Genomic DNA, 14,031 nt, shown 5'->3' on the forward strand with positions numbered 1-14,031 from the left:
GTGAGCTGTTTTTTGAATGCTGATGAATAGTGAGGTTAGAGCAGGTCATAAGTAAGGGTCATATTTAAAAGCTAAAATTGTACGTTTTAGTCAATTACATACAAGCCTATTTAAGGGCTTTTTCTTTTATCCATGATAATCAATTACTAACTCACATTTAAAATCGCTTAGAATGCAAACTATGAGCTTGTAGGACTATTCAAAGCGTTTAGACTAAAAAAGTAGCCACGACCGTTAGGGAGTTCTTTTTAGTGGCAGAATGTATCTAATATAAAATCAGAGTGTACAAGCGGAGCGACAAGAGCAACGCAGAGAGTTTAAATTTAGAACCTCAATTCAATGGTTTTGACTTTTTCTTTTGACCTTGATTTTAATTTTTGAAAAAAATAAAAAAAGGCGAAGCCTATTATATATTTATCCTATATATTTTAATCTTTTGTTCTTTTGCGTGAAAAAAAAGTCAGTGGTAGCAAGGGAGGACAGATTTTTATAGCAACAAAAAACGATGTATATAGCAACAAAAAACGATGTATATAGCAACAAAAAACGATGTATATAGCAACAAAAACTTGATTATGTTGCTATAAATTTGTATAATGAAAGCATAGAGAAAATTGACGTCTAAATCACTTCTCTATGCTTAATCACAAAACACTCACAAAGGAGTATTTCTATGTCTATTATATCAGAAAATCAAAAGCAGGTGTATACCTTGAATGAAATCGAAAAACGTAAAGTGGTCGAGCATAATAGCTTGATTACTTCAATCGCTAAAATGCAAAAGACCGCTTTAAAAATGTTTGAATTAGCCGTGTCTTGCATTGATACAGAAAATCCGCCCAAAGATAATATAATCTATCTTTCAAAAAAAGAATTATTTTCTTTTTTTGATGTATCTTCAGCAAGTAAACATACTCGTTTTAAAGAAGCTATTGAGTATATGCAGAAACAAGCTTTTTTTCAAATTAAAGAAGAAAAAAATAAAGGGTATGAAATGACAAGTATCGTCCCAATACCAACTGTTAAATGGAACAGCTACAATGATGATGTAATGATACAATTTAATCAATTTATTATGCCTTATCTGATTGATTTAAAGGCAGAATTTACACAGTATAAAATCTCTGAATTGAAAGAACTTAATAGCAAGTACAGTCTTATCTTATATCGTTGGTTAGCTATGAATTATAGCCAGTACGAGCATTATAGTGTTAAAGGTGGACGGAGAGCCGAGCAAGTGGAAGCCTACCGCAACCCCTCAATCATAGTGAAAGAGTTGCGAGAAATCACTGATACGATTAATGAATATACACGTTTTCAAAGTTTTGAAAACCGTGTATTAAAAAATGCCATAGAAGAAATCAACGCCCATACGTCCTTTAACGTGTCTTATGAGAAAGTCAAAAAAGGGCGGAGCATTGATAGCATTGTCTTTCATATTGAGAAGAAACGAACCGCAGATGATAACAGCTATAAGTTGGACGATAAAGCCTATCAAGACGATAAAACACAAAAAGAAACAGATAATCGTTTATTAGCAGGAGAATCATTACAAAGCCCTTATACTAAGCTACTATCTGAAAATATGTTACTTTTCCCAAATGATTTTATGGATATTAAAACAATGGCAGGCTTACAGAAGAATGTTTATCCGCTTTATGACGAGTTAAAAGACTTACGAGGATTAAATGGGGTCAAAGACCACTTGTCTTATGTATCTAGCAAACAAGAAGCCTATTCTAAACGCAATGTAGCGAAGTATCTGAAAAAAGCAATCGAGCAATATCTACCTACGGTTAAAAGGCAGGAATTATCATGAGTGAGAATTTAAAAACTATTAAGGAGCTTGCAGACGAATTTAACGTATCGAAACAAGCGGTCAGGAAAAGATTAACCGAAGAATTTAGAGCAAACCATGTGGAAACCATTACTAGTAACGGGGTGAAAACTTTAGTAGTAACCTATACTGGATATATGTTGTTAAAACAACACTTTACCACTAGTAACGCAACTGGTAACGACAAGGTAACCGATACTAGTAACCCCACAACTGGTGATTTATCTGTAGTTAAAATACTAGAACAACAGTTATTTGTTAAAGATAAGCAACTAGAAAATAAAGATAGCCAAATATCGCAAATGCAAAATCTCTTAGACCAACAACAACGCCTAGCCTTGCAGGATAAAAAATTACTAGAAGAGTATAAATCAGAAATCAATGAATTGAAATCTCTTAAAATGCCTCAGGAGGATAAAAAAGAGAATCAATCGCAGGAAGAAGTCCAAACCATTAAAAAGCAAATGGAAGCCTTAAATGATAAAATAAAAGGACAAGAACAATTAAATAATCAAGTTTCTAAAAAATGGTATCAATTTTGGAAGTGAGGTAATTTATGGCACAAACCTTTGATAGAAAAATTTTAAGAGCCTTACAAGATAATGGTGTAAGAGAAATCAGAGCTTATGAAGTCGTTTCAAAACGTTTGACAATCTTTCAAACAGACAGAGGAACGTTTAAATATAGCGATAGTTTATATCGGCTAGTTGCCCCAAGACAAGAATTATGGAGGAATTGCACGACTGGTTTTATTTCAGAAGAAAAATACCATTTCTACAAAAAATAAAATATCTAAGTTTGAAAGAATAAATAAAAGCCCTTAAAAATGATTTTAGGGCTTTTATTTATTCAAGTGGCATAATTCTACTCAAAACCATTTAAAAGGGCTTAAAAGGCAAAATATGAGCTTATAGGACTATTCCAAGCATTAAAGGGAGTGAAAAATTCATTTTTCAATTTCTTTAGTGCTTTTTCGTTGGTTTGCTCAACGACAGGAACATTATTTTTTACAAAGTAAAAAATAGAGTTTTTTCAAAACTCAAATAAAAAAGTCCGGTCTTAAATTTTAAAGCCCAAAAATTTCAGATCCGACTTTTTTATTGTTTACTCATCAGAATTTTCAACGGACTAAATTTCAAAGTCATCATCACGTGCTTTGTGTTTTGGACTTTGATTTTTTTGATAGGCTTCTAATCGCTGTTCTGATTTTTGATAGTATTGAATGTTTTTATCGACTTTATATAAAGTATCTCGCAAATCATCACGTTCTTTTGTTAAGTTTTTAATGGTATCTCTGATTGAGGTATCTTCATAAGGCAAGGTTTTTGTTGTTTCCACGTATTCTAAAATCTTTGTGTCTAGCTTGTCTAATTGATGTTGTGTTTCTTGATAGGTGGCTTTTAACTCTTCTCCTATGGTTTCAAAACTTCTATCAAAACCAAGCCCTTGACTGATTAAGAAATCGAACTCATGAAAAACTTGTTTGAGTTTGATATTGGCATTGTCAGAATAAAGAGGGATATTTCCACTTTGTCTTTGTAAATTTTTAGCAACGGTTGCCCCAACCATGATTTTATGGTTTGCCGGACTTTTTTTATCAATATACGAAAAGCGGTCGCCCTTTTTAATAAATATTTTATACTGTCCGTTTTCTAATTTATCAACACAGCGTGCAGGTATCTTAATCGTTGCTTCATTATCAAATGCAGTATCAATGGTTACAACTAAATCTTTTTCAGTTTCTTTTGTTACTTGCCAATGTTCAAGTAAAATTTCAATTTCTTTTTCTTGTCCTTTTTCTTGAATGCTTTCTTTGTCATTCCAAAGTTTCACGACTTCCTCAACGGAATAACCAATGGTGTTTCTTTCTATCTGTCCTTTGAGATTTTCCTTTAAAAATTTATCATTTTTTAAACTTCTATCTCTAATTTTTTTGGTTTGTTCGCTTCCCTCTAAAAGATAAGTGGTATATTTTTTAGTGTCGTCCACTTTTAAATTTAAGGCTCTTGCTTTTGTTTTAAAATCTTCCCACGTATGAGAATGGTTCATTAAAAATTCAAGTTTGTTTTTAATCTCTTTTCGGTAAGAATTTTGAGCAAGATAGACCAAATAATTTTTGTGAGAATTCCCTAGTTTTTGTTCAGGACGGACAATAATTTTACAACCATATTCTTTAGAAATGTTATCAGAAATTTCTTTCAATCGTTCCAAATCATTTTTATTTTGATGAAATTTATTTAAGGTCAAGGGGTTGGTTGCATTAAGCACAATATGATTATGGAGGTGTGGCTTATCGGTATGAGTGGCAATAATAAATTCCGCAGAACTTCCTAGATATTCTTTCATGGTTTTTAAACCAATTTCATGAGCTTGTTCAGGCGTTAAATGGTCATCAGGAGAAAAAGATTGGACAAAATGATAACCAAACCTTTCGTTTTTTCGTGGCTTATTTTTTAAAGCATTTGCCATTGTTCGTGTCGCTAACATTTCATCACAGGTTGAATGAATATCTAAAATGTTTTGACCGGAAACATATTCAAAGTCATTTGTTTTTTCAGGGTTCATCACATAATCAATGAGTTGGTTTAAATCTTTTGAAGAATGAATTGTTCCGTTCGATTGTTTTGGCATTTTAATGACTGTCATTTTTACTCCCCCTCTGAAATATAATGAACCACTTTTTGAATTTTATCTTCCAAATTTTCTAATTGATTTTGATAATTAGACATCAATTCTTTTGTCTGATTATTTTTATTTTCGTTTAAATGTTTAGCAATTTGATTGATGTTATTTCCGATACGTTTTAGTTCAGATTTTGTCGAAGAAATTTCAGAAATAATATTTTTATATTCTGAAAAATCAATAGAAAAAATCTCTTTATTGCAACAGGCTCGTCTAGCAAAAATAGAAAAATTAGTGATACCAGTTTCTTTCATTATCAATTTAATTCTTTCGTCTTCTTTTTCATTTACGAAGAATTTTTTTTGAATAATTCTCTCACGATTTTTGATTTTTTTCATCTTGTCAACCTCACAAATATCTGTCAACTCTAAAAGCCCAAAATAGGGGGTTAGTGTCTTTAGCGAGCTTCGCAAGTGTGTACACACTTGCGATAAAAAGTAATCATCTTCCACTCGTCAACAACTAAAATTTACATTTTAATTTGTTCCTCGCTTCAGACGAATATTTTTATTTTTGGTGGTGTCCCCCAATCCCCCTTTTTGAAAAAAATTAGAGCTTAATTTCAAATTCTTTTAAGACATCTTCGTATCAATTTTTGACTTCAACACACAAATTTTTAACTTCATCTTCGGTCAAAGTTTGAACCTATTTTTTTGCTTTAATGTAATTATTTAATTCTTCTTTATCAATTAAATCTAATTGTTCATGTATCATTTCTTCTAACATCTCTATCAATACTTTTTTTGGAGTTGGAAATTTATTTGTCAGTTGAATGGCTTCTAAAATTTCACGTCCATAAAATTCAGTTTCTGTAAAATCTTCGCCTTGATAGTTAATCATCATTCCTTTTCTCCTTTGATTTTATTGTTTGAAAGTTTATCATTTTTTAGTTCAGTTTCTTGTGGTTTTTTTTCAGATAACTTTGTTTTTTCCTTATCAATTCTTTCTTTCATTGTCATTGATTTTTTAGGAACAGGAGCAACATATTTTTCTAATTCAATATCAATTTTTTGTCCTTTGTCTAAATTATACAATAGTGACTCTAAGATTTAAGGATAACATCACTATGCCTTGCCCTATTATTTTGTGGCATGTTAGTGGTTAATCAGCGTACAATTTTATACATTATCATGGCGCTAAAAAATAAAAAATAAGACATTTGGAATGAAATCCTCATAAAAATAGACAGGAGATATATCTCGATACCATTCGAGATACACCTCCTGTCTATTTTTATGCTACTTTTGGGTTAGCTCAACTCAACCGCCTTTTAATCTCCCAACAACAATAATACCCAATCAAACAACCCAAAAAATTCAAGATAATATCACTAATGGCAAATGTGCCCAAATAAAAGATAAATTGAATGGTTTCAATTCCTAAAAGTGTGACCAAACTGACAATGACAAACTGTTTGAAATCAGTATTGATACAGTAAAGGCCACCTAAAGGAATGAAGTAGATAATATTTAGCACTGCCTCTTGAATCGTTCTGGTATCCGCTTTTATAAAGTCAAAAGGATTCAGTGATATCGCCTGAAAATCCGTTGTTTTAGTAAAAAGCACCATGAATAACAGTAATAAATACACACTGAAAGCAAGATAGAGATAAATAACTGAAAAATGTTTGAGGTGATACTGGATGCCAAACAACCAGATAATCAGCGTTAATAAGAGTATTAAAGTTAATGCGGTATAGTCAAAGTGGTTAATCAACCTAGCCAGGCTTTGATAGCGAGTGAGAACGGGCATAATCAGCCAAGTAATCGTCGCATAACTCAGGATAAATGTGACCAATAAACTGCTGAGGTAGATCATATATTTTCGCAACTGTTTCTAACTCCTTTTCTTGATGAGATTAACCCTATTTGTTCTGTTGCGAAGTTTGAAAATCAAACGCGCTCTCTCTGAACTCCAAATATCTTAGGCTGTTATTCCCATTAATCCCTTGATTTCAGTAGACACCGAAAAGCCGAAGCGCGTTCCATTTCTTCGGTTCTTTTTATATATTCCTCGAAGGGTCTCCATGCCCTTAATCGTGGAAGAGGCTGTACGGAGACTTTGATAAAATTTATTCCGTCGTTTAATAGGTCGATGGTCTTGTTCTATTAAATTGTTAAGATACTTCACAGTTCGGTGATCTGTCTTAGTATATAAACCCACACTCTGTAACTTTCTAAAGGCGGAGCCAAGAGAAGGTGCTTTATCGGTCACAATTGCTTTCGGCTCACCAAACTGTTTATGGAGTCGTTTTAAGAAAGCATAGGCTGCTTGCGTCTCCCGTTTCTTTCGTAACCAGATATCTAAGGTTAAGCCGTCCGCATCAATTGCACGATAAAGATAATGCCCACGTCCCTTAATTTTGATATAGGTTTCGTCCATTTTCCATGAATAGAAGGATTGTCTATTTTTCTTCTTCCAAAGATCATAGAGGACTTTGCTGTACTCTTGCACCCAACTATAAATCGTAGTATGACAAACATTTATTCCACGATCATATAACAATTCCTGAACTTCACGATAGCTTAGATTGTAACGCAGGTAGTAACCAACAGCGACAATAATGACGTCTTTTTTGAATTGTTTGCCTTTAAAATGATTCATTACTCTGTCCTCTCTGTCTTTTTTCTCAATTTTACACTAAAATAGATTTTTTGGAAAACTTTGCAACAGAACCAGTTCGTCTATGGTAAGATGTTTGTAGGTCATTTATGGTTACACTCCTTTGTTTTCTTTCGTCGGAAATACAATTTGAGTGTACCATAAATGCCTTTTTATTTTTCTAACTTAATTTTACAATTCGCGCCTCTAAAAATATTTTGGTCAACCTTATTTTTTTTATCGACTATTTCAACAAAAAAACTTGAATATTAACAATGGTAATTATCATATAGATATATTTTTAACGTGTACAATTGATTCATTCCGACACAAATGAAATGAAGGCAAATAATATTAAATTAGGCGAATGTTTATTTTTTTTAGGTTTGCCTAATATTTTGCTTTAATTTTATAAAAAAGTGGTGTATACTTATGATATTCTTAAAGGAAGGTTGAAATATTTTGAAAGATACAACAAGTCAGTCTGGTAAAGAGCACAAACCTCGATTAATTCAGCATGCGAATGGTCCCTCTTTAGAGGAAATTAACGGAACTGTCGAGGTACCCAAAGGCAAAGGCTTTTGGAAAACCCTGTTCGCCTATTCTGGACCGGGAGCATTAGTTGCTGTGGGATATATGGATCCAGGCAACTGGTCTACTTCGATTACGGGTGGGCAAAACTTCCAGTATTTATTAATGTCGGTCATTTTAATGTCTAGTTTAATTGCAATGCTATTACAATATATGGCTGCTAAATTGGGAATTGTTAGTCAAATGGATTTAGCTCAAGCAATTCGAGCGAGAACGAGTAAAAAACTAGGAATCATTTTATGGATTTTAACGGAATTAGCGATTATGGCAACAGATATTGCGGAAGTAATTGGCGCATCAATTGCTCTTTATTTACTTTTTAATATTCCGCTTGTCGTCGCAGTCTTTATTACGGTATTTGATGTTTTAATATTATTGTTGTTAACGAAAGTTGGTTTTAGAAAAATTGAAGCAATAGTTGTCTGTTTGATTTTTGTAATTCTTTTTGTGTTTGTTTATCAAGTAGCGTTGTCTGATCCTAATTGGGGGGATGTACTTAAAGGATTGGTTCCGACTGGTGAAACGTTCTCCTCTACACATTCAATTGGTGGTCAAACGCCTTTAACTGGTGCATTAGGAATTATTGGTGCAACCGTTATGCCTCATAATTTATATCTACATTCGGCTGTGTCTCAGACTCGAAAGATAAATCGTACGGATGAAGATGAAATCGCCAATGCTGTACGATTTTCAACATGGGATTCTAACATTCAATTGACTCTCGCTTTTTTTGTTAACTCCTTATTGCTCATAATGGGAGTTGCTGTTTTTAAAACAGGGGCAGTGAAAGATCCATCATTCTTTGGGTTGTATGAGGCTTTATCAAATTCGGATACATTGAGTAACGGAATTTTAATCACCGTTGCAAAATCAGGTCTTCTTTCTACATTATTCGCAGTCGCGTTACTAGCTTCTGGACAAAATTCAACGATTACCGGAACTTTAACTGGACAAGTAATTATGGAGGGATTCATTCATATGAGAATGCCAATTTGGCTAAGACGTTTAATTACGCGTTTGATTTCAGTTATCCCAGTGTTAATCTGTGTAATTATTACAAGCAGGCAAGGAACGATTCGGGAGCACACAGCGTTAAATACACTAATGAATAATTCACAAGTCTTCTTAGCTTTTGCGTTACCATTTTCGGTGGTACCATTATTAATGATGACCAATAGTGAGGTGGAAATGGGAAGCCGGTTTAAAAATTCGATAGTTATTCGGATACTAGGATGGGGTTCAGTAATTGGATTGACATATTTAAATTTGATTGGATTGCCCGGCCAAATTGAAGATTTTTTTGGTGAAAAGGTGACATCAAGCCAACTTGTACTAGCTGATTCTATTGCTTATGTCATTATCGTCGCAGTATTACTACTGTTAGCGTGGACAATTATTGAACTGTATAAAGGAAATAAAAAATATAATCAATTAATTAATGAAAGGTAAGATGCACTATGGAAGGATTTGATGAATTTAAAAATATTTTAGTTGGGGTAGATGAATCAGAAGGAGCTCAAAAAGCCTTTCAATATGCTGTAAAGCAAGCGAGTAAAACTGGAGCCGCATTACTGATTGCCTCAATTTTAGAAATTGAAGAGTTGAATGTTTATGAAGCGTTAGACCCTGAGTACTTGAGCCAGAAACAAAGTCAATTGTTACTTAATTTGAAAAAGTACAAACAATATGCAGAAAATAGCGGTGTAAAAAACATTCAGCTGTACAGTGGAGAAGGTGATCCGGCCGAGGAAATTACTAAGACGATTTTGCCAGCAACATCTGCAGATATCTTAATCATTGGATCGCGATCAATGCATGGAATTAAAGGATATTTTGGTTCGCATGCTACTTATATGGTTAAAAATTCTCCAATCTCAATTACAGTTATTAAGTAAATATTGCAGATAATATGTATTTGGGTCAATATCTTGGACAAATTTTAATAGAGATGGTGGTTCTGTTGCGAAGTTTGAAAATCAAACGCGCCCTCTCTGAACTCCAAATATCTTAGGTTGTTATTCCCATTAATACCTTGATTTCAGTAGACACCGAAAAGCCGAAGAGCGTTCCATTTCTTCGGTTCTTTTTATATATTCCTCGAAGGGTCTCCATGCCCTTAATCGTGGAAGAGGCTGTACGGAGACTTTGATAAAATTTATTCCGTCGTTTAATAGGTCGATGGTCTTGTTCTATTAAATTGTTAAGATACTTCACAGTTCGGTGATCTGTCTTAGTATATAAACCCACACTCTGTAACTTTCTAAAGGCGGAGCCAAGAGAAGGTGCTTTATCGGTCACAATTGCTTTCGGCTCACCAAACTGATTATGGAGTCGCTTTAAGAAAGCATACGCCGCCTGAGTATCTCGTTTCTTTCGTAACCAGATATCTAAGGTTAAGCCGTCCGCATCAATTGCACGATAAAGATAATGCCAACGTCCCTTAATTTTGATATAGGTTTCGTCCATTTTCCATGAATAGAAGGATTGTCTATTTTTCTTCTTCCAAAGATAATAGAGGACTTTGCTGTACTCTTGCACCCAACGATAAATCGTAGTATGACAAACATTTATTCCACGATCATATAACAATTCCTGAACTTCACGATAGCTTAGATTGTAACGCAGGTAGTAACCAACAGCGACAATAATGACGTCTTTTTTGAATTGTTTGCCTTTAAAATGATTCATTACTCTGTCCTCTCTGTCTTTTTTCTCAATTTTACACTAAAATAGATTTTTTGGAAAACTTTGCAACAGAACCAAATAAACAATTCGAAGAGCCTAGAGTCATTATGACAGAGAAAGGCACCATCTATTGGCGCTGCATTTAGGAAACTATAAAATAATAGTCTGTACACCAAAACTGAACATCAGACAGTAAAATATCTCAATAACTTAATTGAGCAAGACCATCGACCTATTAAACGTCGAAATAAATTATATCGAAGTCTACGCACTGCCTCAACCACGATTAAAGGCATGAAGACAACCAGAGGAATATGCAAAAAGAGCCGAAGAAATGGAACGCTCTTCGGCTTTTCAGTATCTACTGAAATCAAGGTATTAATGGGAATAACAGCTTCAGAGGAACACTGGTCAGAAAAGTTGTTTTAAAATTTCAAACTTTGCAACAGAACTGATTGGGTTATACTGGACTATTAGGTGAATTTGTTGGTAGACGGCTATTGACTACTTCTGTTGTTCCCTTCGATAAAATCTTTTAATTTATAATACTCTATTGCCTGTTCTACTACATCTCTAAAATTATAAACAGATAAATAGCCTTTATAAATTTTCCTTCTATTAATCTCATTTTTACTTTCAAAATACCTTTGAAATTCTAAAAAATCGTCATAAATATCTAAAGGAATATCCTTAAAAATAACTCGGCTCTTCTTTAAATTTTTTAGTACATATGAACTTTGGATTATTGTTTTTCTATTTAAATAGTGTTCTGCTAAGTGTATTGACGTATTTGACTCAAAATCTGTCCCAATTAATACTATTTTTGCATTATTATTTTTTAAATACAATTTTCCTAATGGGGAGAGCTTTCCTAATCCATAATCAAGTTCTTGAGTATTTAAGTATCTCGCTAATTCACCCCAAATTGCAAAAGAGTATAGCGGATGTGAAGTTCTAATAACACCATTAAATTTTCTAAAAGTTTCCGGTATCACTCCAATTCCTTTTGATACAGGAGTAGTATCTTTGTTGTATGGTAAGAGAGCTTTTCGAATAATGTCCCAAAATTCAGGAGCTACTGGAGGATACAACCATGTGCTTGGATCACTCATCTCAATGGTCTGAGTAGGCATTATAATTGTCCCTTTTTCTCCCACCCTGTCTATAATGGCATTTATTACTGCTTCTGCACCCCCAATAACATACCCTAAGGATTTCAATGAGGAATGTACAAGTACAGTATCGCCACGTTTAATATCTAACTCTGTAAGTATATCTACAATGTTTTTTTGGGTTAAAATTGGTTTTCCATCAATAGTTGGTGCCATTTTTTTACTTTTGCATTAATGGTTACCCATTAATACAGCCTTTCTATAATTTTCATATACTTAAACCCGAATTGCTAGTTGATTATTTAGGCATGACTTGATACCCGATAGAATATCTTAAAGTCTCTGGTTCCAGTGATTTAGCTGATTTTAACAGTAAAGAATACGCTAAAAGTATCATCTCTAATTTCAATTGAAAACCTTGAGGCGAACGACTTTTACAACGCTCAGCTCCTAGATTTGTCAAAAAAGAGAAAACTCGCTCAATCACTTTTCTACGTTTTGAAAAATTAGGGAAAAGGATTTTCTTTTGCTTCATGTTCTTCCTGACAGGTGTCATTAGATCAATTCCTTTTAATTCCAGCCTATCATGCAGTGACTGACCTAAATATCCCATATCTCCAAGGACTGTTGGTGTCCCAAATTGACTCAACACTTCCTCGGTCATTGAACTATCAGCCATTGAAGCAGGAGTAATTGTGTAGTCTATGATATAGCCTGATTCACTGACTAAAGCATGACATTTACATCCATAGAAGTACTGTCCTTTTGTAGCATTGTAGCCAACATTTGCATAATCTCCAAGAACTTTGCTTCTGAAATTACGAATAGGCTGACACAAAGGAATGGGGAAGCTGTCAATAATGGATACACTCATTCCTTCAACCTCTTTAAAGACGAGTGCTTGGCGAATGACTTGGATACTCGGTAAGAGGGCATTACAACGCCGGACAAAGCGAGAATATTCTAGGAAATTAGGAAATAAACTTTGAGCCAATTGGTGCTTAGCTTTAAGCGTTTCACTAAAATGCAGTACGCCCCATAGGTAACAAGCGATAACTAAGCAATCTGATGTTGCGAGATGGACGTTCTTTCGGTTTTGAACCTCAAGGGGAACCCTCGTTTGATAAAGCGTCTCAATGGTTGTCAGTAAATAAACAAAAACTTTTGGAAGTGTGCTATTATAAGTCATATAAGTCGTGCGCTTTCTAATGCTTAGTGGTTTAAGATTAGGATAGCACGACTTATTTATTTTCCAATGAAATTAACTAGCAATTCGGGTTTATTTAAAGAAAAAAAGCACGCAGCGTTCTAATTATAACACAATGTGTCCCTTTTTTTATAGGCTTTTTTAAAATTATTGCCTCATTTATAAAGGATTTCTTAAGGCTCTATTGAGCTTGATATACTCTATTTTTAAAGCAAAATAAAAAGCCACTAGATCATTGACCTAGTGGTAATTTTTATCGATAATTTATTTTTAAATACTTTCAGGGGAATATTTTTCAGACATAATCTGAATTAATTTTGAACCTAAAAAAATACAGTATCTGATGAGCACATAAGTAACGATTGCAATTGCTATAAGGATTTCCATATTCGCTAATAATTCTAAATTCAGGAACTGAAAAACGCTGAGTTTACTTGTTAAATTTACCGCAGTTGCAGAAATAACGAGAGGAAATGTAAAGGCAGCATAACTAGAATAAAAGGCACTTCTCAAAAGTTTTGTCAGCAAGCCTAAAGTTATAAAATAGATAGCTTGCGATAAAATAAATAAAAAGATAACGAATATTTTAGATTTTGCTTCTACAACAGTGAGGTATCCTACTAAACCAAGTGAACCTGGTGCCGTGATAATTGTAATCAAAGGAAGTAAAGATTTGTGCATTTTTCGTAAAATGAAAACTCTATGCATAACAATGGGAAGAAGAATAAAGTAAAAGAGTAATGTTATCCAAACCACAACTTTACCCACTTCAAGACCGAAATCTGGTGATGTTGCCGATATTACCCCAATGCCTACAAAAGTAATAAACCAGCTTGGATAAACATCATGTATTTTTAATTCTTTTGGTAGTACATGAAGATAAATAAAATACATCATTAAGATAAGATGCAAAATTAAAGCAGTCCACCAAATAACATTCGCAAGAAGACTAAAGGCGGACAAACGTTTTAAAAATACACTTAGTACCATTAAAGACATCGTAAAAGTTGGTGAAACAGAGGCTACAATTGGGTCATTCAAAGTCGAAATTGTATGTTTCATTGCCAGTACTATCTTGAGCAAAATTAAAAACATCAGGAATAAACCTAACATATCGTAAGAATTTCCTAAAATAGGGTAACCTTTACTGTAAAGGAGATTCCCTAAGGATATTAAACCCAAAATTAAGCCACATATCGGGAGAGGAATTTGTTTTAAAAATGATATGAATTTTGAATACATCATAAACTTCTCTTTCTATATTTTTTATTAATTCGTCTTAAATAATTGATTCTATTAATAATAATACCCGAATT

Annotated in this window: 15 protein-coding genes and 1 pseudogene; 6 read left to right on the forward strand and 10 right to left on the reverse strand. The window is 33.5% G+C overall.

Annotation, left to right across the window (positions count from 1 at the left end; all coding sequences use genetic code 11):
- Positions 1-673 precede the first annotated feature (673 nt).
- Genes LLA01S_RS10300 through LLA01S_RS10310 form a run of 3 tightly spaced genes read left to right on the forward strand, consistent with a single transcriptional unit; the run spans position 674 to position 2,624 of the window.
- A complete protein-coding gene (locus tag LLA01S_RS10300; protein ID WP_015082993.1) occupies positions 674-1,819 on the forward strand; it encodes a RepB family plasmid replication initiator protein in 1,146 nt (381 codons plus the stop codon).
- Positions 1,816-2,385: a DUF536 domain-containing protein gene (locus LLA01S_RS10305; protein ID WP_015082994.1), complete on the forward strand. Its 570-nt coding sequence runs from the start codon at positions 1,816-1,818 to the stop codon at positions 2,383-2,385. The genes LLA01S_RS10300 and LLA01S_RS10305 overlap by 4 nt, the downstream gene beginning before the upstream one ends.
- An 8-nt stretch (positions 2,386-2,393) precedes the next feature.
- A complete protein-coding gene (locus tag LLA01S_RS10310; protein ID WP_010868915.1) occupies positions 2,394-2,624 on the forward strand; it encodes a hypothetical protein in 231 nt (76 codons plus the stop codon).
- A 341-nt stretch (positions 2,625-2,965) separates the two neighbouring features.
- Here LLA01S_RS10310 and LLA01S_RS10315 read toward each other — a convergent pair whose 3' ends face one another.
- The 6 genes from LLA01S_RS10315 to LLA01S_RS10340 form a co-directional block, all read right to left on the reverse strand.
- The gene (locus LLA01S_RS10315) at positions 2,966-4,483 is read right to left on the reverse strand and encodes a relaxase/mobilization nuclease domain-containing protein (protein WP_061778272.1); all 1,518 of its coding nucleotides are present in this window, start codon (positions 4,481-4,483) and stop codon (positions 2,966-2,968) included.
- 2 nt (positions 4,484-4,485) lie between these two features.
- A complete protein-coding gene (locus LLA01S_RS10320) occupies positions 4,486-4,857 on the reverse strand; it encodes a plasmid mobilization protein (protein ID WP_061778273.1) in 372 nt (123 codons plus the stop codon).
- Between the two features lie 307 nt (positions 4,858-5,164).
- A complete protein-coding gene (locus LLA01S_RS10325; RefSeq protein WP_255209987.1) occupies positions 5,165-5,362 on the reverse strand; it encodes a hypothetical protein in 198 nt (65 codons plus the stop codon).
- Entirely contained in the window at positions 5,359-5,553 is a 195-nt protein-coding gene (locus tag LLA01S_RS10330; RefSeq protein ID WP_061778274.1) for a hypothetical protein, read from the reverse strand. Before LLA01S_RS10330 ends, LLA01S_RS10325 begins: the two co-directional genes overlap by 4 nt.
- A gap of 220 nt (positions 5,554-5,773) precedes the next feature.
- Positions 5,774-6,349 (reverse strand): VanZ family protein, encoded by a 576-nt coding sequence (locus LLA01S_RS10335; protein ID WP_014017398.1) that lies wholly within the window; start codon positions 6,347-6,349, stop codon positions 5,774-5,776.
- A gap of 93 nt (positions 6,350-6,442) precedes the next feature.
- Positions 6,443-7,123 carry an IS6 family transposase gene (locus LLA01S_RS10340; RefSeq protein ID WP_061778275.1) on the reverse strand — a complete coding sequence of 227 codons (681 nt, stop codon included), beginning with the start codon at positions 7,121-7,123 and terminating at the stop codon, positions 6,443-6,445.
- 456 nt (positions 7,124-7,579) lie between these two features.
- On the opposite strand from LLA01S_RS10340, the gene LLA01S_RS10345 reads away from it, so the two are divergent.
- Positions 7,580-9,160, forward strand: coding sequence for an Nramp family divalent metal transporter (locus LLA01S_RS10345; protein ID WP_235853905.1), 1,581 nt, complete (start codon positions 7,580-7,582; stop codon positions 9,158-9,160).
- Positions 9,161-9,168: 8 nt separating this feature from the next.
- Positions 9,169-9,606 carry a universal stress protein gene (locus LLA01S_RS10350; RefSeq protein WP_003139952.1) on the forward strand — a complete coding sequence of 146 codons (438 nt, stop codon included), beginning with the start codon at positions 9,169-9,171 and terminating at the stop codon, positions 9,604-9,606.
- A 112-nt stretch (positions 9,607-9,718) separates the two neighbouring features.
- Here the strand turns inward: LLA01S_RS10350 and LLA01S_RS10355 are convergent, their stop codons facing one another.
- Positions 9,719-10,399, reverse strand: coding sequence for an IS6-like element ISS1N family transposase (locus LLA01S_RS10355; protein WP_061778277.1), 681 nt, complete (start codon positions 10,397-10,399; stop codon positions 9,719-9,721).
- 74 nt (positions 10,400-10,473) lie between these two features.
- Between LLA01S_RS10355 and LLA01S_RS12230 the strand changes: the two are divergent.
- Positions 10,474-10,825, forward strand: a pseudogene (locus tag LLA01S_RS12230) (DDE-type integrase/transposase/recombinase); the annotation flags it as partial.
- Between the two features lie 68 nt (positions 10,826-10,893).
- On the opposite strand, the gene LLA01S_RS10360 reads toward LLA01S_RS12230, so the two are convergent.
- From LLA01S_RS10360 to LLA01S_RS10370, 3 genes are all read right to left on the reverse strand, one after another.
- On the reverse strand, positions 10,894-11,724 hold the full coding sequence (locus tag LLA01S_RS10360; protein WP_011669122.1) for an AAC(3) family N-acetyltransferase: 831 nt from the start codon (positions 11,722-11,724) through the stop codon (positions 10,894-10,896).
- Positions 11,725-11,806: 82 nt separating this feature from the next.
- The gene (locus tag LLA01S_RS10365) at positions 11,807-12,697 is read right to left on the reverse strand and encodes an IS982-like element IS982B family transposase (RefSeq protein ID WP_061778278.1); all 891 of its coding nucleotides are present in this window, start codon (positions 12,695-12,697) and stop codon (positions 11,807-11,809) included.
- Between the two features lie 288 nt (positions 12,698-12,985).
- Complete coding sequence (locus LLA01S_RS10370) at positions 12,986-13,960, reverse strand: TDT family transporter (RefSeq protein WP_021215946.1); 975 nt, start codon at positions 13,958-13,960, stop codon at positions 12,986-12,988.
- Between the last annotated feature and the right edge of the window lie 71 nt (positions 13,961-14,031).

It is taken from the genome of Lactococcus cremoris subsp. cremoris NBRC 100676, from assembly GCF_001591705.1.
GTDB lineage: Bacteria > Bacillota > Bacilli > Lactobacillales > Streptococcaceae > Lactococcus > Lactococcus cremoris.